The organism is Streptomyces sp. FXJ1.172, assembly GCF_001636945.3.
In the GTDB taxonomy this organism is placed as follows: Bacteria; Actinomycetota; Actinomycetes; order Streptomycetales; family Streptomycetaceae; genus Streptomyces.
Genome location: NZ_CP119133.2, coordinates 3,149,838 through 3,169,571 on the forward strand (window position 1 = coordinate 3,149,838; position 19,734 = coordinate 3,169,571).

Sequence of the window (19,734 nt, forward strand, 5' to 3'; positions counted from 1 at the left end):
AATGGGGGCCATGCAGACCGTGACCGCCGTGGCTCACCGCGGCGCCCCCTACCACGTCCGTGAGAACACCGTCGACTCACTGCGTTGCGCGCTCGACCAGGGCGCGGACGCGGTCGAGGTCGACGTACGGCTCACCCGTGACGGCGTCCCCGTGCTGTTGCACGACGAGACCCTGGAGCGGCTGTGGGACATCGACAGGCCGCTGGCCGCGCTGTCCGCCGAGGAGCTGCGCGGGCTCACGGCCGGCGCGGTGCCGACGCTCGCGGAGGCGCTGGCCGCGACCGGTGACAGCCGGGTGATGGTGGACCTGTGCGGGCGGGTCGAGCGGCGGACGGTGGACCGGGTCATGGACGTGGTCCGGTCCAGCGGGGCCGAGGACCGCGCCTACTACTGCGCGGGCGCCGAGGCCATGCTGGCCGTGCGCGCCGCCGACCCGGCCGCCGAGATCGCCCTGACCTGGACGACGCTGGCCCCGCCCCGGCCCGCGCTGCTCGAGGCGGTCCGGCCGCGCTGGCTCAACTACCGCTTCTCCCTGGTGTCCCACGACCTCGCGGCCCGCGTCCACCACGACGGGTACCTGCTGTCCGTGTGGACTCCGGACACCCGCCGCTCGATGCGCCGCCTGCTGGACCTGGGTGTCGACTCGATCACGACGAACCGGGTCGACGCCCTGCACGCCCTGCGCTCCCGGCAGGGGCCGGCGTCACACCCGTGACCGCTGGGCCACCGTCGAGGCGTCGGCAGGGATGGCGCGGGTGAGGTACTGCGGCACCGGGGTGTCGTCCTTGCCGGTGTCGCGGACCAGGCCGTAGCGCCCTGCTCCCTGGGCGGGGCCGGTCGTGATGTCCTTCTCGACGGCGTCCCAGGTGGTCGGGAAGACGCTCAGGCCGTAGTCGGCGCCGCGTTCGTTGACGGTGAGGGTGACGCCGCCGTCGAGGTAGAAGTACTCGTTCTGCCACATCTGCTGCGTCCCGGGCGGCAGGACGTCGTATCCGGTGGCCTTGCTGCCCATGCCGGTGGCGGTGGGGTCGGTGGCGCTCACGGGGTCGTCCATGCGCCGGCCCCCGCCCGAGGCCACAGCGACCGGCGCCGGGGTCACAGCCCCACGATCTTGTTCCACCGCTTCGCGAACTCCACGCGTTCCGTGGAGGTGATGTCGCGGGCGATGGCGAGGCGGCTGCGCATCGTGGTGTCCGGGAAGATCAGGGGGTTGTCGGCGAGGGCCGCGGTGTCCTTGTCCTTCGACGCTGCCAGGACCTCCTTGGCGGCCGGGACCGGGCAGACGTAGTTGACCCAGGCGGCGAGCCGCGCGGCGACCTGGGGGTCGTAGTAGTAGTCGATCAGGCGCTCGGCGTTGGCCTTGTGGCGGGCCCGGTTGGGGATCATCAGGGAGTCCGACCACAGCTCGGCGCCCTCCTCGGGGACGACGAAGCGGATGTCGGGGTTGTCCGCCTGGAGCTGGATGACGTCCCCCGAGTAGGCCTGGCAGGCGAGGACATCGCCGCTGACCAGGTCCTTGGTGTAGTCGTTGCCGGTGAAGCGGCGGATCTGGCCCCGGTGGACCTGCCGCTCCACCTCGTCGCAGACGTGGTGGAAGTCGGCGGCCGTCCACTTGGTGATGTCCACGCCGTTGCCCTGCATGAGCAGCGCGAAGGCCTCGTCCAGACCGGACAGGAGGGTCACGCGGCCCTTCAGGTCGCTCGCCCAGAGGTCCTTCACACGGCGGATCTCGCGGCCCAGCTTCTTGCGGTTGTAGGCGATGCCGGTGATGCCCGACTGCCAGGGCACGGTGTAGCGGCGGCCCTCGTCGAAGGCCGGCGAGCGGAGCAGGGGGTCCAGGTACTTCGCGATGTGCGGCTGGTGGGCGCGGTCCATCTCCTGCACCCAGCCCAGGCGCACGAACCGGGCGCACATCCAGTCGCTGATGACGATCAGGTCCCGGCCGGTGGCCTGGTGGTTCATCAGCGCGGGGCTGATCTTGCCGAAGAACTCGTCGTTGTCGTTGATCTCCTCGACGTAGTCGACGGAGATGCCGGTGCGCTTCTCGAAGGCGTCCAGTGTGGGCCGCTCGTTCGGGTTCTTGTCATCGGTGTCGATGTACAGCGGCCAGTTCGCCCAGATCAGCTTCTTGTCGGCCGCGGACTCGTCGGCGACGGCCCGGTCGCCGGGCGCGACATAGGCGGCGGGTACCCCGCAGCCGGCCAGGGCGCCGAGCGCGGCGGTGCCGCCGAGGGCGCGCAGCAGGGAGCGGCGGGACATCACGGACGTGCGGGAGGAAGTCTGGGGCACCCCGGAAGGATGCCTTCCCGCGCGCCGAACGGACAATCGACGCTGCGTCGAGCATGCCGTCGCCTGTCCGACACCTTGTCGACCGGGGCCACCGACCTCCGTGCGGTGGACCGGCTCCGTACGGTCGCTGCGGCGCACGGAGCGGGCGGCACGGCTCGAACTGGCCGAACAGGAGCTGGAGTTCGTCGCCGGGACATGAGACGGCGCGGCCCCCGGGCGGGAAGGTGAACCCGTCCGGGGGCCGCTCGCTGCCGTTCCCGGTGCTTACTCGCCGAGGGACGTCATCACGTGCTTGATCCGCGTGTAGTCCTCGAAGCCGTACGCCGACAGGTCCTTGCCGTAGCCGGACTTCTTGAAGCCGCCGTGGGGCATCTCGGCGACCAGCGGGATGTGGGTGTTGATCCACACGCAGCCGAAGTCGAGCTTCTTGGACATGCGCATCGCGCGGGCGTGGTCCTTGGTCCACACCGAGGAGGCCAGGGCGTACTCGACGCCGTTGGCGAACTCCACCGCCTGGTCCTCGTCCGTGAAGGTCTGGACGGTGATGACCGGCCCGAAGACCTCCTTCTGGATGATCTCGTCGTCCTGCTTGACGCCGGAGACCACGGTCGGCGCGAAGAAGTAGCCCTTGTCGCCGACGCGCTTGCCGCCGGCCTCCACGCGCGCGTGGGCGGGCAGCCGCTCGATGAAGCCCTCGACCTGCTTGAGCTGGTTGGGGTTGTTCAGCGGGCCGAAGAGGACGTCCTCGTCGTCGGGCTGTCCGGTCTTGGTGTCCTCGGCGGCCTTCGCCAGCGCGGCCACGAACTCGTCGTGGATCGCCTCGTGGACGAGGACGCGGCAGGCGGCCGTACAGTCCTGGCCGGCGTTGAAGAAGCCCGCCACGGAGATGTCCTCGACGGCCTTGGCGATGTCGGTGTCCTCGAAGACGACGACCGGGGCCTTGCCGCCCAGCTCCAGGTGGACCCGCTTGAGGTCCTTCGACGCCGACTCGGCGACCGACATGCCGGCGCGGACCGAGCCGGTGATGGAGGCCATCGCCGGGGTGTCGTGCTCGATCATCAGGCGGCCGGTGTCGCGGTCGCCGCAGACGACGTTGAAGACGCCCTTGGGCAGGATGGAGCCGATGATATCGGCGATCAGGACGGTGGAGGCCGGGGTGGTGTCCGACGGCTTCAGGACGACCGTGTTGCCCGCGGCGATCGCCGGGGCGAACTTCCACACGGCCATCATCATCGGGTAGTTCCAGGGGGCGACCTGGGCGCAGACGCCGACCGGCTCACGGCGGATGATCGAGGTCATCCCCTCCATGTACTCACCGGCCGAGCGGCCCTCGAGCAGCCGCGCCGCACCCGCGAAGAAGCGGATCTGGTCGACCATCGGCGGGATCTCCTCGGAGCGGGTGAGCCCGGTGGGCTTGCCCGTGTTCTCCACCTCGGCCGCGATCAGTTCCTCGGCGCGCTCCTCGAAGGCGTCCGCGATCTTGAGGAGGGCCTTCTGGCGCTCGGCCGGGGTCGTGTCGCGCCAGGCCGGGAAGGCGCGCGCGGCGGCCTCCATGGCGGCGTCCACGTCCGCCTCACCGGACAGCGGCGCGGTCGCGTACGCCTCGCCCGTCGCGGGGTTGACCACCTCGGTGGTCCGTCCGTCGGCGGCGTCCCGGAACTCACCGTCGATGTAGTTGCGCAGACGACGCAGCTCGGTGCTCACTGCCGGCCTCCTGAATCTGGTTCGAGGGTTCGAGCTGTCCAGCCTGGCCAGCCGGTCCCGGCTGTCCAATCACTGAGACACCCCACCCTAGTCGCCGGAGCCACGTTTTCAACACCCCTGCCGCCACCACTTCTGCGAAATCCGCAAGTCTCGAAGTCTCAAACAACGAATTTCATCGCTGGTGGGTTGCGAAACTGTCGAGACGTCGTGCACAGTGAGGTCGTGGCCAGTCGAAGCGCAGACCAGAGGGACTCCACCCGCGAGTCCAGGAACGGCGGCACCCCCCAGCTGGACGCCGTCTCCCTCGCCATCATTCAGCAGCTCCAGGAGGACGGCCGCCGGCCGTACGCCGCGATCGGCAAGGCCGTGGGCCTGTCCGAGGCGGCCGTGCGCCAGCGCGTCCAGAAGCTGCTGGACCAGGGCGTGATGCAGATCGTCGCCGTCACGGACCCGCTCACCGTGGGCTTCCGCCGGCAGGCGATGGTCGGGATCAACGTCGAAGGCGATGTCGAGTCGATCGCGGACGCGCTGACTGACATGTCGGAAGTCGAGTACGTGGTGATGACCGCGGGCTCGTTCGACATCCTCGCCGAGATCGTCTGCGAGGACGACGACCACCTGCTGGACGTCATCAACAAACGCATCCGGGCCCTGCCCGGGGTGCGCTCCACCGAAAGCTTCGTCTACCTGAAGCTGAAGAAGCAGACCTACATGTGGGGAACCCGATAACCGTGACCCAGAAGGACCTCAGCCGCACCGCGTACGACCACCTGTGGATGCACTTCACCCGCATGTCCTCGTACGAGAAGTCCCCCGTCCCGACCATCGTCCGGGGTGAGGGCACCTACATCTACGACGACAAGGGCAAGCGCTACCTCGACGGTCTCGCGGGCCTGTTCGTGGTCCAGGCCGGTCACGGCCGCACGGAACTCGCCGAGACCGCCTTCAAGCAGGCCCAGGAGCTGGCCTTCTTCCCGGTGTGGTCCTACGCCCACCCCAAGGCCGTGGAGCTGGCCGAGCGCCTCGCCGACTACGCGCCGGGCGACCTGAACAAGGTCTTCTTCACCACGGGCGGCGGCGAGGCCGTCGAGACCGCCTGGAAGCTCGCCAAGCAGTACTTCAAGCTCAAGGGCAAGCCGACCAAGTACAAGGTCATCTCGCGTGCGGTCGCCTACCACGGCACCCAGCAGGGCGCCCTGTCCATCACGGGTCTGCCGGGCCTGAAGGCCCCCTTCGAGCCGCTCGTCCCGGGCGCGCACAAGGTGCCGAACACCAACATCTACCGCGCCCCGATCTTCGGCGACGACCCGGAGGCCTTCGGCCGCTGGGCCGCCGACCAGATCGAGCAGCAGATCCTCTTCGAGGGCCCGGACACCGTCGCCGCGGTGTTCCTGGAGCCCGTGCAGAACGCCGGCGGCTGCTTCCCGCCCCCGCCCGGCTACTTCCAGCGGGTGCGCGAGATCTGCGACAAGTACGACGTCCTGCTGGTGTCGGACGAGGTCATCTGCGCCTTCGGCCGCCTCGGCACGATGTTCGCCTGCGACAAGTTCGGCTACGTCCCGGACATGATCACCTGCGCCAAGGGCATGACGTCGGGCTACTCCCCGATCGGCGCCTGCATCGTCTCCGACAAGCTCGCCGAGCCGTTCTACAAGGGCGACAACACCTTCCTGCACGGCTACACCTTCGGCGGCCACCCGGTCTCCGCGGCCGTGGGTCTCGCCAACCTCGACCTGTTCGAGCGCGAGAACCTCAACCAGCACGTGCTCGACAACGAATCGGCGTTCCTCCAGACGCTGCAGAAGCTGCACGACCTGCCGATCGTCGGCGACGTCCGCGGCAACGGCTTCTTCTACGGCATCGAGCTGGTGAAGGACAAGAACACCAAGGAGTCCTTCAACGAGGAGGAGACCGAGCGCGTCCTGTACGGCTTCCTCTCCAAGGCGCTGTTCGACAACGGCCTGTACTGCCGTGCCGACGACCGCGGCGACCCGGTGATCCAGCTCGCCCCGCCGCTGATCTCCAACCAGGAGACCTTCGACGAGATCGAGCAGATCCTGCGCGCGACGCTGACGGAGGCGTGGACCAAGCTCTGAGCCTCCCCACAACGGTCTGATCATCCGACTGGATGACCGATCCCGGCCCCGGCGCGGTCCGTTCGAGTGAGAACGGCGGCCCGGGGCCGTGTGCTGTCCGGCCTCCCGGTACCGGCTGCCTAGCGTTCCAGTGACCGATCGCCCCAGCTGTCGTTCGCCCGTACGAGGGAACGGTTGCGGGAAAACGGATCAGAACCGAGGTGTACGCCCATGGAGGCCCCACCGGACAACGACGTGCTCTGGGCACGCTCGCTGCACTTCATGCACCCCGACGGCTCCCCCGGGCTCGCCGGGGTCTCGCTCGAGGTACGGGAGGGCGAGATCATCGCCGTCACCGGCCCGCGCGGCAGCGGCAAGACGACCCTGCTGCGCTGCCTGTCCGCACTGGTGCCGGTGCGGGACGGCGAGGTCTGGTTCAACAGCGCACCCGTGCACACCCTGGGCCCGATGGCCCGGGAGCGGCTGCGCCGGGACCGCTTCGGCTGGATCGACCCCGCACCGGTCCTGGTCCCCGAGCTGAACGTCTGGGAAAACGCCGCGCTCCCCCTGATGCTGCGCGGCACCGGCCGCCGCCGGGCCAAGGCCGCCGCACTGGAGTGGCTGGAGCGCCTCGACGTCGGCGACAAGGCCCGGGTGCGCCCGCACCGGCTCCAGCAGGCCGAGCGCCAGCGCGTCTGCATCGCCCGGGCACTGGCCCCGGCCCCCACGGTCCTGTTCGCCGACGAGCCGACGGCCCCGCTGCACCGCGCCGACCGCACCCATGTGCTGCGCACGCTGACCTCGGCCGCCCGCTCGCACGGCATCACCGTCGTGCTCGGCACGGCCGACCCCGGCATCGCGGCCCTCGCCGACCGCACCGTGGCCCTGCTGGACGGCCGGCGCGTGCGCACCGTGCACCTGCCGGACACTCCCGACACGGAAGGCCGGGCCGCGTGGTCGCTCTCCGTCTGACCCGTGCCGCCCGGCCCGCCGTCCAGCTGCGCCGCCTGCTGGTGGCCGCGGCGGCCGGCGGCACCGGTTTCCTGCTGCTGGCCTGTGTGGGCTACGCCCTCGGTCACCCGGAACGGGCGGACGCCGCAGCGCTGCGCCTGGCCTGGTGCGCGGTGCCGCTCGCCGCGACGGTGTACCTCGCGCTCGCGGTCGCCCGCACCGACCCCGGCACCCGGCCGCGCCCCGGGCTCTGCGCGGTGGGCCTCGGCCCGGCCCGCCTCATGGCGCTGTCCGCGCTGACCACGGCCCTGTCCTGCGCCCTGGGTTCGGCCCTGGCCCTGCTGGTCTTCCTCCGGATGCGCGGCCACCCGACGGGCCTGCCCTTCAACGGCGTGGCCGCGGACTTCCTGGCGGCCGGCCGGCCCCTCCCGATCCCAGCGACCCTGACCCTGCTGTGCCTGGTCCCGGCCGTCGCCACGGCGACGGTGGCCCTGTCGCTGCGCCCGAGGGACCCGCGCCGCAGCACCCCGGGTCCCCGCGGATTCGGCCGCTTCGGGGCGTACGGCCGCTCGGCGCAGCGGGAGACGTTCGGGACGTACGGGAGGTTCGGCGCGCGCCTGGACCGCAAGCCGGCCGGCACCCGGCGGGCGGCCGACGACCGGCAGCCCGCGGGCAGTCCTGCCACCGAGGCGGCTCCCGGCCCCGAGCAGGGCGGCAGCGGCTCGACGCCGGGCACCGGGACCGGGACGGAGACCGGGACCGAGCCCCCGGCCCGGGAAGCCACGGACACCACAGAACCCACGGAAACCACGGAATCCACCTGGGCCGGTGGGGGCGTCCCCCAGCCCCCCGAGGGCGCCCCCGCCGGCCTCCCCTGGGGCATCACCCTCGTCACCGCCGGGCTGGCGGTCCACGCCTACGCCGATCGCCGGGCCGGCGCCGTCCTGCTCGGCTGGCTCCTCATCGCGACCGGTCTCGTCCTCGCCTCGCCCGGCCTCACCCACCTGTGCGGCCTCCTCCTGCAGTGCACCCGTCCCGGCGCCCTCCGCCTGCTCGCCGGCCGGGTGCTGATGGCCGAAGCCGTCCGCATCGGCCGCCCCCTGGGCGTCGTCTGCGCGGTCGCGTCCGCCGGCTACGCCATGACCACGCTGTACGCCGGTTCGGCCCCGGCGTTCGGGCCCCTGAGCACCCTCGGCGCGCTGCTCGTCACCGGCTGCACGGTCGCCACCCTGCTCACCGCGGCCGTGGAGACCCGCCAGTGCCGGGCCGGCACCACCGCCGCGCTGCTGCGGCTCGGCGCCCCGGCCGCGCTGCTGCGCGCCGCCGCGGCCCTGCGCGCGGCGGCCCTGCTGGCCCTGTTCGGGCCGCTCACCTTCGCCGTCGCGGCCCTGGCGGCGCTCCCCGTGGACCGCTGAGAAGACCTGCTGCGAAAAATCCGCTGAAAACGGTCTGCTGAAAAGGTCTCCCGAAAAAGTTCTCCGATCGCCGATGAGTTCGAGCAGGGCCCCCGGTCTACCCACCGAAGACACCGACACCGGCACGTACCCCGACGGGAGAGACCCTCATGTACCAGCAGATGATCTTCGTGAACCTGCCCGTGGACGACCTCGACGCCTCGAAGAAGTTCTTCACCGAGCTGGGCTACACGATCAACCCCCAGTTCAGCGACGAGAAGGCGGCCTCCGTGGTGATCAGCGACACCATCGTCGCGATGCTGCTGACCAAGCCGTTCTACGCGACCTTCACCAAGAAGGAGATCGCCGACGCCACGAAGACCAGCGAGGTGCTGGTCTGTCTGAGTGCGGAGAGCCGCTCGAAGGTCGACGAGCTGGTCGACAGGGCGATCGCGGCGGGCGGCACGGAGACCGGCCCGACCCAGGACCACGGCTTCATGTACGGCCGCGCCTTCGACGACCTCGACGGCCACACCTGGGAGGTCATGTGGATGGACCCGGCGGCGGTCCAGGGCTGACACCCGACACCTGGTCAAACGTCCCGGCTGTTAATAAGCGAGTAAAGCCAACTACCGCTGGCGGCATATGCATTGACACTGCTTACGGAGCGCTTATAGACCTGTGAGCCTCCTGGGGAGGCTGGGGCGACAACTCGTGGGTCGCCCCAACATTCCCCAAACCCCCCGCAGTTGTGCACTCCGTAAAGGACAAACGTGTCCATATCCCGCCGCAGCGCACGTCGTTCCGCGCGCATCCTGGGTGTTGCCTCCGCCTCTGCCGCCGTGGTGCTGGGCCTGTCCAGCACCGCGTTCGCGTGCAACATCAATGAGTTCAAGGCCGAAGCCAAGTGCAACGGCGACAAGGGTGTCATCGTCGTCACCGACACCGACGCCTCCGGCACCCCTGCCACCATCACCGTGTTCCGGACGAACAACGGTGGCGTCGAGAAGCAGGTCGCCGAGCAGGCGGTCAAGGGCTCCGCCCAGGGCACTCCGGTCACCTTCCAGGAGAACTGGAAGCCGAACGCGACGTACCGCGTCCACGTCACGGCCAGCCCCTACGTCGACCAGGACATCACGACCCCGCTGACCACCCCGTCCACCGCCTGCAAGACCGGCAGCTCCACCCCGACCCCGCCGGCCTCCTCGACGCCGAAGCCGTCGCCGTCCTCGTCCGCCCCGGCCGGGTCCCCGACCCCGGCCCCGTCGGATTCCGCCTCCAGCTCCGCCCCGGCGAGCGCCGCCCCGAGCAACGCCCCGTCCCCGGCGGCCGGCAGCTCGAACCTCGCCGAGACCGGTGCCAGCTCCAACACCCCGCTGATCGCGGGCATCGCGGGCGCGCTGGTCGTCGTCGGCGGTGGCGCCGTCTTCTTCGGCATGCGCCGTCGCGGGGCGCGCGGCGACAGCTGACGCCGCGCAGGCACCACACCCCGTACACCTCCGCGGCCCGTCCCCCTATCCCCAGGGGACGGGCCGCGGTCGTACGTCAGCCGAAGGTGGTCTGCTCCAGCCAGCGCTCCAGCAGCTCCCGCTCGCCGAGGACCTCCAGACCCGGAGCGTCCAGCGGCAGCCGGCGGTAGAACGCGAGCAGCACGGAGGTGAGGGGGCCGCGCAGGGCGACCGTGGCCTTCTCGTGCCCGCGCCGCCAGCTCGCCCCCTCAGCCCCCAGCTCGATCAGCCACTCGGCGTTCAGCGCCGGGCCGGCGTCGGTGGCGTGCAGATGGATGCTGCGGCCGGGCCGGCGCAGTTCCTCGCCCCACTCACGCACCCCGCTGCGCTGCACCCAGTCCACGAGCTGCAGCCATTCGTCCAGCGCGTCGGCGGCGACGTCGGGCGCGACCTCGTAGGGGGCCCGGGTGGTGAGCGCCGCGTCGGCCCGGTGGACGGTGATCTCGTGGGTCATCCGGCGGGCCCAGAACCCGCTCGTGGACATGCCGGTCCAGGACCAGACCTTGGCCTCCGGTCCGGCCTCGCGCAGCGCCGGGACGACCATGTCGGCCGTCTGTGCCAGCCACGCGTCCAAGGCCGCCGCGTCCCCCTCGGCCTCCGGTCCCTCGCCGAGCGGCACCTGCTCACGCGGGACGCGCTCCTGGGCCCGGGTGCGGACCGTCACGGCCACCCAGCGCAGGGCGCCGCCCACATGGCGTACCAACCGTTCCAGCGACCAGTCCGGGCAGGTCGGCACGGTGGCCGAGAGATCGGGGGCAGAGGTCACCAGCTCCCTCAACTGGCTGATCTGATGGTCGATTTCATCGCAGTAGCGGTCATGCGCAAGCACGGTCATGACCACCACCCTAGGGGCGGTGATCAGTCGAGCACGACGATTTCGGCCGCGTCGAACTCCACGCCCACCGCGTCCCCCACCTCCGGCGCGTCCCGCAGCGCACAGGCAGCCTCCAGGCGCGGCCCGTCCCCCGGCCGGAGACGGACGGCCACATGGGTGTCCTTGAAGGTACGGGCGGTCACCGTGCAGGGCAGGCCCGCGTCGGCCGCCACGAGCCGTACTCCGGCGGGCCGGACCAGCACCGTGCGCGCTCCCTGCGCGCAGCCGTCGGGCACCGGCAGTTTGCCCCAGGGGCTGTCGGCGGCCGTCCCGGCGACGGTCGCCTCGGCCACGTTGTCGAAGCCGAGGAAACGGGCCACGAAGGCGTCGGCCGGCCGCTGCCAGACCTCGAGCGGCGTGCCGGACTGGGCGATCCGCCCGTCCCGCATCACCACCACCCGGTCGGCCAGCGCGAACGCCTCGCCCTGGTCGTGGGTCACGGCGAGCACGGTGGTGCCCAACCGGCCGAAGAGTTCCCGCAGTTCGACCACCAGGCGCTCCCTGAGCGAGCGGTCGAGCTGGCCGAGCGGCTCGTCCAGCATCAGCAGCCGGGGCCTCGGCGCCAGCGCACGGGCGAGGGCCACGCGCTGCTGTTCGCCGCCGGAGAGCCCGGCCACGGCCCGTCGCGCCGCCCCGGGCAGCCCGACCAGCTCCAGCAACTGCCCGACCTCGGCGTCCCGTTCCCCCTTGCCGACGCCGTGCATGCGCAGCCCGAAGGCGACGTTCGCACCGACGTCCCGCTGCGGGAAGAGCTGGTGGTCCTGGAACATCAGGCCGACGCCCCGCTTGTGCGCGGGCACCCCCCTCTGGTCGCGGCCGTCGAGCAGGACCCGCCCGCCGGACAGGGGCTGGAGCCCGGCCACCGCCCTGAGCAGCGTCGACTTCCCGCTGCCACTGGGCCCGAGCACGCACACCACCTCGTGCTCGGCGACCTGAAGACCGACGGCGTCGAGCACGGCCCGCCCGCCGAAGCGCACGGTCGCGGCATCGAGGCTGAGCAGCATCTAGAACTCCCCCGTCCGGTCGGTGCGCAGCCGCTCCAGGATCAGCAGCGCGGCGGCGCACACCACCATCAGAATGGTCGAAAGGGCCATCGCCTGGCCGTAGTTGAGGTCACCGGGGCGGCTGAGCAGCCGCGCCACGGCGACCGGGAGGGTGGGGTTGTCGGGCCGGGCGATGAACACGGTCGCGCCGAACTCGCCGAGCGAGACGGCGAACGCGAACCCGGCGGCGACCAGCAGCGCCCGCCGCACCAGCGGCAGGTCCACCTCCCGCCACACCCGCCAGGGCGAGGCCCCGAGCACGGCGGCGGCCTCCCGCAGCCGGCCGTCCACCGCGCGCAGCACGGGCAGCATGGTCCGTACGACGAAGGGGGCGCCCACCAGCGCCTGCGCGAGCGGGACGAGGATCCAGGACTGCCTGAGGTCCAGCGGCGGCTTGTCGAGCGCGATCAGGAAGCCGAAGCCGACGGTCACGGCGGACACGCCGAGCGGCAGCATCAGCAGCGCGTCGAAGCCGCGGACCAGCCGTCCGGCGTCCCGGCGGGCGAGCGCGGCGGCGGCGAGCGCGCCGATCACGACGGCGATGGCGGTGGCGGCGACGGCGTACTGCAGCGAGGTCCATACCGCGTGCACGGGCGCCACCAGGAACGTACCGCCGTCGGCGCTCGTGAGCGCCCGGTAGTAGCCGAAGCCGGGTGCGTCCAGCGAGCGCCGGACGAGGACGGCGAGCGGCAGCACGAGGAGCAGCGCGATGGTCACGAGCACCCCGGCGAGCAGCGCCCACTGCCCGACGCCGCGCGGGCGGCGGACGGTGACCTTGGGGTCGACGAGCCGCAGGGCGCTCTCCCGGCGCCGTACGGTCCACGCGTGCACGGCCAGGATCGCGCCGACGGCGGCGAACTGCAGGAGGGTGAGGACGGCGGCCGTGGACAGGTCGAAGATCTCGGAGGTCTGCCGGTAGATCTCGACCTCGAGGGTGGAGAACGTGGGCCCGCCGAGGATCTGGACGACGCCGAAGGAGGTGAAGGTGAACAGGAAGACCATCAGCGCGGCGGCGGCCACGGCGGGGGCGAGCGCCGGCAGGGTGACCTTCCGCCAGGCGCCGAGCGGAGAGGCGCCCAGCATCCGGGCGGCCTCCTCCTGCCGGGGGTCGAGCTGCGCCCACAGTCCGCCGACGGTCCGTACGACGACCGCGTAGTTGAAGAAGACGTGCGCGAGCAGGATCGCCCACACCGTGGTGTCCAGCCGTACGCCCCACAGCTCGTCCAGCAGACCGCCCCGCCCGGCCAGGGCCAGGAAGGCGGTGCCGGCGACGACGGTCGGGAGCACGAACGGGACGGTGACGACGGCCCGCAGCAACTGCTTGCCGGGGAAGTCCAGGCGGGCGAAGACGTAGGCGGCGGGCAGCGCGAGGAGCAGGGTGAGCGCGGTGGAGGCGAGCGCCTGCCAGGTGGTGAACCACAGCACGTGCCGGATGTCCGGCTGCGTGACGACGTCCGCGATCCGCCCCAACTGCCAGGCGCCGTCCACCTTCAGCCCGCGCGCGACGATCGCGGCCACGGGCCAGGCGAAGAACAGCGCGAAGAAGGCGACGGGCAGGGCCATCAGCCCGAGCCGCGCCGCACTCCCCCGCCGGGACCTCACTACTTCAGTACGAGCGAGGTCCACGACTTGACCCACTGGTCACGGTTGGCGGCGATCTTGCCGGGGGCCATGGTCTCGGGATGCTGGGCGGCCGGGCCGTACTCGGTGAACTCGGCGGGCACCTTGGCGCCCTTCAGCACCGGGTAGACGTACATGTTCAGCGGCATGTCCTGCTGGAACTCCTTGGAGACCAGGAAGTCGATGAACGCCTTGGCGCCCTTGGGGTTCCCGGCGTTGCTCAGCAGCCCGGCGAACTCGATCTGCCGGAAGCAGGTTCCGCTCGCCACACCGGTCGGGGCGGTGCTGGGCCGCTTCTTGGCGTAGATCACCTCGGCGGGCGGCGAGGAGGCGTACGACACCACGAGCGGCCGGTCACCGCCCGCCTTCTTGCCCTCCGACGAGCCCGAGAACTCCTGGTAGTAGGCCTGCTCCCAGCCGTCGACCACCTTGACGCCGTTGGCCTTGAGCTTCTTCCAGTAGCCCTGCCAGCCCCCGTCCCCGAACTGCGCGGCACTGCCCAGCAGGAAGCCGAGGCCGGGCGAGGAGGTGGCGGCGTTCTCCGTGACCAGGAGGTTCTTGTACTCGGGCTTGGCCAGGTCGGCGAAGGACTGCGGCGGGGTCAGCTTGTGCTTGCCGAAGTACGCCTTGTCGTAGTTGACGCAGATGTCGCCGTAGTCGACCGGCGTGACCCGGTGCTTGTCCTGGTCGAGCTGGTAGGCGGCGCCGACCTGGCCGAGGCCCTGCGCCTGGTACGGCTGGAAGAGGCCGCCCGAGAGAGCGCGGGAGAGCAGGGTGTTGTCGACGCCGAAGAAGACGTCGCCCTGCGGGTTGTCCTTGGTGAGGATGGCCTTGTTGACGGCCTGCCCGGCGTCGCCGTCCTTCAGGACGCGGACCTTGTACCCGGTCTTCTTCTCGAAGTCCTGGAGCACGTTCTTGGACACGGCCCACGAGTCGTGGCTGACGAGGGTGACGGTCTTGGCGTCGGCGGCGCTCTTGGTGCCCGTCGATCCGCACGCGGACAGGGCGAAGAGGCCGAGGCCGACCGCGGCGGCCACGAGGGTCTTGTTGTGCACTGGATGTCCTCCTGGGGGTTGGCCAGAAGGAACGCGGCCCCGCCCGGCCTTGTCCGAGGACGGCCGGACGGGGCGCAACAGCTCGAGTGATGACCGAACTTCCTACCCAGAATGACCTGGGCGAGGTTCAGAGGGTCTGCGGCCCGATTGCCGCACTCTCAGCGCTGTGGCGCTCCCCTGTCGGAATATGAAGGTGTTCGTTATGAAGATGTCGATATGAAGAGGTGAGTGTCGTCGGCCAGACTACCGCTCGGTGGCCGCGAGCTGACCACAGGCTCCGTCGATCTCCTGCCCCCGGGTGTCCCGGATGGTCACCGGCACCCCATGGGCCTCAATGGCCTCCACGAACGCCTTCTCGTCCTCGGGCCGGGAAGCGGTCCACTTCGAGCCCGGCGTCGGGTTGAGCGGGATCAGGTTGACGTGCACGGGCTTGCCCTTGAGCAGCCGCCCGAGCCGGTCACCGCGCCAGGCCTGGTCGTTGATGTCGCGGATCAGCGCGTACTCGATCGACAGCCGGCGGCCGCTCTTCTCGACGTACTCGAACCCGGCGTCCAGCACCTCGCGCACCTTCCACCGCGTGTTCACGGGGACGAGGGTGTCGCGCAGCTCGTCGTCGGGGGCGTGCAGCGAGATCGCGAGCCGGCACTTGAAGCCCTCGTCGGCGAACCGGTGGATGGCCGGCACCAGTCCGACGGTGGAGACGGTGATCCCGCGCTGGGACAGCCCGAGCCCGTCCGGGGCGGGATCGGTGAGCGCCCGGATCGCACTCACGACCCGGTTGTAGTTGGCCAGCGGCTCGCCCATCCCCATGAAGACGATGTTGGACAGCCGCGCGGGCCCGCCCGGCACTTCCCCGTCGCGCAGCGCGCGCATCCCGTCGACGATCTGGTGCACGATCTCGGCCGTGGACAGGTTCCGGTCCAGGCCGGCCTGCCCGGTGGCACAGAACGGGCAGTTCATGCCGCAGCCCGCCTGCGAGCTGATGCACATGGTGACCCGGTCCGGATAGCGCATCAGCACGGACTCGACCAGGGTCCCGTCGAACAGCCGCCACAGGGTCTTGCGGGTGGTGCCCTGGTCGGTCGACAGATGCCGGACGACCGTCATCAGCTCCGGGAACAGCGCCTCTCGTAGCTTCTCGCGCGATCCGGCGGGGATGTCGGTCCACTGCTCCGGGTCGTGCGCGTACCGCGCGAAGTAGTGCTGCGAGAGCTGCTTGGCACGGAACGGCTTCTCGCCGATCCCGGCCACCGCGTCCTTGCGCTCGGCGGGCGTGAGGTCGGCGAGATGCCGCGGCGGCTTCTTGGCTCCGCGCGGCGCGACGAAAGTGAGTTCTCCGGGCTTAGGCATGGCTGTACCAGTGTCGCAGATCTAACTGGGTGACCTGCGGCTGTCGCTCCCTACGACTGTCATTAGTAGTCGCTACCAGTCATGCCTGAGCGGCTTCGGACGGCCCAGAGACGGCCCAACCGAGGCGCTGCCCACCCCGACTGAGCTGCCAGTGTCATCGACGGGCGCCCCCGTCGGGCGCGTGGGACCTCGGCCGCTCCTTACCGACACGTTCCGCAAAGGTGGCTTTTACTCCTTGTCTCAAGGGGCACACCGGTCAGTGAGACCCCACGGAGGTACCGAGATGAGCGCCGGAGAACGGGCCAAGGCAAAGGCCGAACAGATCGTAGGAAAGACCGTGCGGAAGGCGGCCCACGCTGTGCACAAGGAAACCCTTGCAGCGAAAGGCGCCGCACTCGAAGCACGGGGCAAGACGCGGGGCGCGAAGGAACACACCAAGGGCTCCTTCAAGCGCTGAGTGCGCTACCGCAGGCTTGAACCGTCCCAGGGACGGGTGAAGGGCCAGGGGGACGGAAGCAACCTCTTGCCTGGGCCTTCGGCATTCAGATTGGCGGCGGGAATCGAACCCGCGTAGCCAGCGGCTTTCCCGGTGATCGACATGGTCCGAGAAGCAACAGTCGGGAAAAGACCAGGTCAAAACCATCGGAGTTACAGTGGGACACGCGGAGTTCACCGCGGGCTGCAAGGAGCGAGGCATGATCCATTCAGCCGATATCCGCGAGTGGCGCAACCACGACGTGATCGATCCCAAGGGCCGCAAGATCGGGGCCCTGGAAGCGGTCTACGTGGACACCACCACCGACGCGCCGTCCATGGCCACCGTCCGCACGGGGCTGCCGACTCGGCACCGGCTCGTCTTCGTCCCCCTCGACGAGGCGACCCTGGGGCCCGGATACGTGCGGGTGGCGCACTCGAGAGGGATCGTGAGGAAGGCACCGGCGATCGGCACAGACGACGTCCTGCCGGTGCAAAGGGAAGAAGAGATCTTCAAACATTACGACAGGCCGTACGAACCTGGCGCCGACCGCGGACGCCGTCTCGCGCGCGGCTGACGGCCCGGCGGGAGGAAGTGGTCAGTTATGTTGGCGCTCTTTTTGTTTCTGGTCCTCGTCGCGATCGTCCTGGGACTCGTCGGCGTGGCGGTGAAGGGGTTGTTCTATCTCCTGATCATCGGCGTGGTGGTCTTCGTGGCCGACCTCGTGCTGCTGGGCGCGCGGTGGTCCCGGCGATCCCACCGGCACCTCGTCCGGTGATGAAGAGATTCCTTCGGTAGCTGGTATGAGTGTCAGCGATCACACGGTCCCGAACCCACCACTCACCCCAGCTCCCATCCCGTACGCCGTCGACCCACACACCGTGGAGCGGGCGTGGTTCATGGCGTCCAGGTGGAGCGCGCCACTGTACGAACGACCTGGACGCCAGGGGCCGCGTCTGCTCGGCTCTGACTGGGTCGACGGTGTACGGGATGGGAGCACCCCGCGCACGCCACTACGGACCCGCAGTCGGCGACGGCGCCCCCTCCACCCCCGTGCCGGCCGATCCCCCGCCGGAGGCACTGTTCTGACCGCGACCGCGATGTGCGGTGATCGACTCATGGCCACCGGCCCTGTCCACCAGTGGGCGCGTGTCGGCGCAGCGCGGGCGGAGCGGGCCGGAGGCAGGAGCCTCGCCCGCAGCGGAGCCGGGAGCGCGCCCGGCGGAGCGGAGCGCAGCCGGGGCTTGAATGAGGTAGAGAACCCTGTAACAGCTCGCGCGGGCCTACGCGTGTGCCACAGTCGCTGATCTCCTTCAGGCGGAGCCGCTCGAAGACTTGCAGGCGGCACCGGAGGCCGACCAGCGGGCGGTCGGCGCTGAGACGCAGTTGTCGTCGGGCTCGCTGCGGCCGGTGCCGCGTACTCGGCGCGGCAGCGGGCCTCGCTCGCTGCCGCCGAGCTGACAGCCGGTGGTGGCGGACCGGGGTGTGGCCCGGAGTTGTGAGTCGTGCCTGGGCTGGGTCCTGTTACACCACAGCTGGGTGTGCGCCGGGTGCAAAGGTTGGCAGCAGAAGCATCGAGAGCGAGGCACGTGCCCGCGTTGCCGCCATGACGGCTACCTGAACACCGACGGGCTGTGCCGTCCCTGCCTGCAGGCCGTCCGGGCCGAGGACGACGCAGAGTGGGCCTTGGGCACCGAAGAGGCGCGACCGCGTGCCCTTCAGCTGACGATCGGGACGCACCGGGACGGGGCGACTTCGGCACGGCCGTTACGCCGGGGACCGGGCGGTGGGCGCGATGTGATGGCGGATTGGAAGCGCAAGCTCAACCAAGCACGCGTATACCTCGACGATCCTCCTGCGCAGGTTTTGAAGCCGATGATCCGGGGGCAGATTCCGCTGTTCACGCTGTCAAGGACGCTGACTGCGATGACGGTCCGGGCGATCGCTGACCGACCGGTATCCGGCTGGGAGAGCGGCGGCTATGCGCGGAACATCTACGGCGACGTGCGGGCCGTGCTCAGTGCCGCGGTTGACGACGGGCTGTTGCCCCGAAACCCGTGCTCCGCGAAGTCCGTCCGACCGCCGACCGCCGGCCGCCGAGCAACGCCGTGTCGTGCCGTGGCTGCCTGCCCAGGTACAGGCCGTCCGTGCCGCACTCCCCCAGCGCCACCGGCCCATGGCGGACGTAGATGCCGGGTGCGGGCTCCGCCAGAGCGAGATCGTGGGACTGGCTGAGGATGCCCTCTACTTCGACGGCGGCATCATCCGGGTGGTCCGGCAGGTGAAGCTCATTCGGGGAAAGGCCGTGTTCGCTCCTCCGAAGTGCAACAAGGAGCGGGACGTACCCGTTGCCGCCGTCGGTGGCTGAGGCCCTGCGGGCCCACATGGACGCCTTCAAGCCGGTCGAGATCACGTTGCCTTGGCGAAAGCCGGACGGCCCGAAGGTGTCGGCCCGCCTCCTGTTCACGAACACCGCGAGCGGACTCGTCTGGCGCAGCAGCCCTATCCGGGCCGAACGCGCTGCTAGGGGGCTTGTTGCTGCCCGCTCACTGCCAGTTCTCCGGGCTTGGGCATGGTGCTACCAGTGTCGCAGATCCACTGGGGTGGCCCGCCGGGGCCGGGTGACGGTCCGGGTGCGGCGGGCGACGTGTGAAATTCTGCGGACGAACGGTCGGGTTTCCTGGTCGGCCCTTGTCCCGGCCTTTGCCGTGCCGTAACAAATGGCGCCATGAACCTTTTCGGCCGCAGTTCCTTTCAGCGGCGCGCGCAGCCTTCCGCCGCGCCAGTGGCGAGCGCCGCACCGGTGGCCGGTGCCACCGCCACCGCCGTACGGCCCGATCCCGCGCTGGCGGACCTCACCGGCGAGTGGCTGATCGATCCCGCGCACAGCAGGATCGGGTTCTCGGTGCGGCACGCGATGGTGACAACGGTGCGCGGTGCCTTCCCGCAGTACGAGAGCCGCCTGTACTTCGACGGCCGCGACCCGTCCCGCTCCCGGGCCGACATCGTGCTGTACACCTCCAGCATCGACACCGGTGTCGAGCAGCGTGACGCACACCTGGTCGGGCGCCAGTTCCTGGACGCCGCCGCCCACCCGCGGATGACCTTCACGAGTACCACCGTGCGGCTCCTGGACAAGGACGTCTACCGCATGACCGGCGACCTCACGATCAAGGACACCACCCGCCCGGTCGACCTGGACCTCACCTACATCGGCCATGTCACCGACGCGTTCGGTGACGAGCGGGTCGGCTTCGACGGCACGACCACGATCAACCGCTCCGACTGGGGCCTGACCTACGACGCCAAACTGGCCCAGGGCGGGGCCATGGTGAGCGAAACGGTCCGCCTCCAGTTCGACATCGCGGCGATCCGCACCACGACCGGGGCCTGAGC

Annotated in this window: 19 protein-coding genes and 2 pseudogenes; 13 read left to right on the forward strand and 8 right to left on the reverse strand. The window is 70.5% G+C overall.

The window, feature by feature from the left end; all coding sequences use genetic code 11:
* Positions 1 to 10: 10 nt before the first annotated feature.
* Positions 11 to 715 (forward strand): glycerophosphodiester phosphodiesterase, encoded by a 705-nt coding sequence (locus tag A6P39_RS13755; RefSeq protein ID WP_067041617.1) that lies wholly within the window; start codon positions 11 to 13, stop codon positions 713 to 715.
* Here the strand turns inward: A6P39_RS13755 and A6P39_RS13760 are convergent.
* The 3 genes and pseudogenes from A6P39_RS13760 to A6P39_RS13770 all read right to left on the reverse strand — a co-directional run.
* A pseudogene (locus tag A6P39_RS13760) lies at positions 704 to 1,078 on the reverse strand (sigma-70 family RNA polymerase sigma factor); the annotation flags it as partial. The gene A6P39_RS13755 and the pseudogene A6P39_RS13760 overlap by 12 nt on opposite strands.
* 17 nt (positions 1,079 to 1,095) lie before the next feature.
* Positions 1,096 to 2,259, reverse strand: coding sequence for an ABC transporter substrate-binding protein (locus A6P39_RS13765; protein WP_199840716.1), 1,164 nt, complete (start codon positions 2,257 to 2,259; stop codon positions 1,096 to 1,098).
* Between the two features lie 294 nt (positions 2,260 to 2,553).
* Positions 2,554 to 3,993 (reverse strand): gamma-aminobutyraldehyde dehydrogenase, encoded by a 1,440-nt coding sequence (locus A6P39_RS13770; RefSeq protein ID WP_067041372.1) that lies wholly within the window; start codon positions 3,991 to 3,993, stop codon positions 2,554 to 2,556.
* 207 nt (positions 3,994 to 4,200) lie between these two features.
* Between A6P39_RS13770 and A6P39_RS13775 the strand changes: the two genes are divergently transcribed.
* From A6P39_RS13775 to A6P39_RS13800, 6 genes are all read left to right on the forward strand, one after another.
* Positions 4,201 to 4,722 carry an Lrp/AsnC family transcriptional regulator gene (locus A6P39_RS13775; protein WP_067041370.1) on the forward strand — a complete coding sequence of 174 codons (522 nt, stop codon included), beginning with the start codon at positions 4,201 to 4,203 and terminating at the stop codon, positions 4,720 to 4,722.
* Positions 4,707 to 6,089, forward strand: coding sequence for an aspartate aminotransferase family protein (locus tag A6P39_RS13780; RefSeq protein WP_079133199.1), 1,383 nt, complete (start codon positions 4,707 to 4,709; stop codon positions 6,087 to 6,089). Before A6P39_RS13775 ends, A6P39_RS13780 begins: the two co-directional genes overlap by 16 nt.
* A 210-nt stretch (positions 6,090 to 6,299) precedes the next feature.
* On the forward strand, positions 6,300 to 7,040 hold the full coding sequence (locus tag A6P39_RS13785) for an ABC transporter ATP-binding protein (protein ID WP_067041364.1): 741 nt from the start codon (positions 6,300 to 6,302) through the stop codon (positions 7,038 to 7,040).
* Positions 7,022 to 8,434, forward strand: a complete 1,413-nt coding sequence (locus tag A6P39_RS13790) for a hypothetical protein (RefSeq protein ID WP_067041361.1) — start codon at positions 7,022 to 7,024, stop codon at positions 8,432 to 8,434. The genes A6P39_RS13785 and A6P39_RS13790 overlap by 19 nt, the downstream gene beginning before the upstream one ends.
* Positions 8,435 to 8,583: 149 nt before the next feature.
* Positions 8,584 to 8,991 (forward strand): VOC family protein, encoded by a 408-nt coding sequence (locus tag A6P39_RS13795; protein WP_067041359.1) that lies wholly within the window; start codon positions 8,584 to 8,586, stop codon positions 8,989 to 8,991.
* 195 nt (positions 8,992 to 9,186) lie between these two features.
* On the forward strand, positions 9,187 to 9,882 hold the full coding sequence (locus A6P39_RS13800; RefSeq protein ID WP_067041356.1) for an LAETG motif-containing sortase-dependent surface protein: 696 nt from the start codon (positions 9,187 to 9,189) through the stop codon (positions 9,880 to 9,882).
* 76 nt (positions 9,883 to 9,958) lie between these two features.
* On the opposite strand, the gene A6P39_RS13805 is transcribed toward A6P39_RS13800, so the two are convergent.
* The 5 genes from A6P39_RS13805 to rlmN form a co-directional block, all read right to left on the reverse strand.
* Positions 9,959 to 10,756 (reverse strand): maleylpyruvate isomerase family mycothiol-dependent enzyme, encoded by a 798-nt coding sequence (locus tag A6P39_RS13805; protein ID WP_067041353.1) that lies wholly within the window; start codon positions 10,754 to 10,756, stop codon positions 9,959 to 9,961.
* 23 nt (positions 10,757 to 10,779) lie between these two features.
* Positions 10,780 to 11,799: an ABC transporter ATP-binding protein gene (locus tag A6P39_RS13810; RefSeq protein WP_067041350.1), complete on the reverse strand. Its 1,020-nt coding sequence runs from the start codon at positions 11,797 to 11,799 to the stop codon at positions 10,780 to 10,782.
* Positions 11,800 to 13,401 carry an ABC transporter permease gene (locus tag A6P39_RS13815; protein WP_067041347.1) on the reverse strand — a complete coding sequence of 534 codons (1,602 nt, stop codon included), beginning with the start codon at positions 13,399 to 13,401 and terminating at the stop codon, positions 11,800 to 11,802.
* 38 nt (positions 13,402 to 13,439) lie between these two features.
* Entirely contained in the window at positions 13,440 to 14,513 is a 1,074-nt protein-coding gene (locus tag A6P39_RS13820; RefSeq protein ID WP_067041344.1) for a thiamine ABC transporter substrate-binding protein, read from the reverse strand.
* Between the two features lie 243 nt (positions 14,514 to 14,756).
* Entirely contained in the window at positions 14,757 to 15,863 is a 1,107-nt protein-coding gene (rlmN, locus tag A6P39_RS13825; RefSeq protein ID WP_067041342.1) for a 23S rRNA (adenine(2503)-C(2))-methyltransferase RlmN, read from the reverse strand.
* A gap of 283 nt (positions 15,864 to 16,146) precedes the next feature.
* On the opposite strand from rlmN, the gene A6P39_RS13830 reads away from it, so the two are divergent.
* From A6P39_RS13830 to A6P39_RS13855, 6 genes and pseudogenes are all read left to right on the forward strand, one after another.
* Positions 16,147 to 16,320, forward strand: coding sequence for a hypothetical protein (locus A6P39_RS13830; RefSeq protein ID WP_199840714.1), 174 nt, complete (start codon positions 16,147 to 16,149; stop codon positions 16,318 to 16,320).
* 238 nt (positions 16,321 to 16,558) lie between these two features.
* Positions 16,559 to 16,915 (forward strand): PRC-barrel domain-containing protein, encoded by a 357-nt coding sequence (locus A6P39_RS13835; protein WP_067041339.1) that lies wholly within the window; start codon positions 16,559 to 16,561, stop codon positions 16,913 to 16,915.
* Between the two features lie 27 nt (positions 16,916 to 16,942).
* Positions 16,943 to 17,116 carry a hypothetical protein gene (locus A6P39_RS13840; RefSeq protein ID WP_199840713.1) on the forward strand — a complete coding sequence of 58 codons (174 nt, stop codon included), beginning with the start codon at positions 16,943 to 16,945 and terminating at the stop codon, positions 17,114 to 17,116.
* A 518-nt stretch (positions 17,117 to 17,634) separates the two neighbouring features.
* Positions 17,635 to 17,799: pseudogene (locus A6P39_RS13845) on the forward strand (helix-turn-helix domain-containing protein); the annotation flags it as partial.
* Between the two features lie 715 nt (positions 17,800 to 18,514).
* Positions 18,515 to 18,706: a hypothetical protein gene (locus A6P39_RS13850; protein ID WP_331454125.1), complete on the forward strand. Its 192-nt coding sequence runs from the start codon at positions 18,515 to 18,517 to the stop codon at positions 18,704 to 18,706.
* A gap of 360 nt (positions 18,707 to 19,066) precedes the next feature.
* Entirely contained in the window at positions 19,067 to 19,732 is a 666-nt protein-coding gene (locus A6P39_RS13855; protein WP_067041333.1) for a YceI family protein, read from the forward strand.
* Positions 19,733 to 19,734 lie beyond the last annotated feature (2 nt).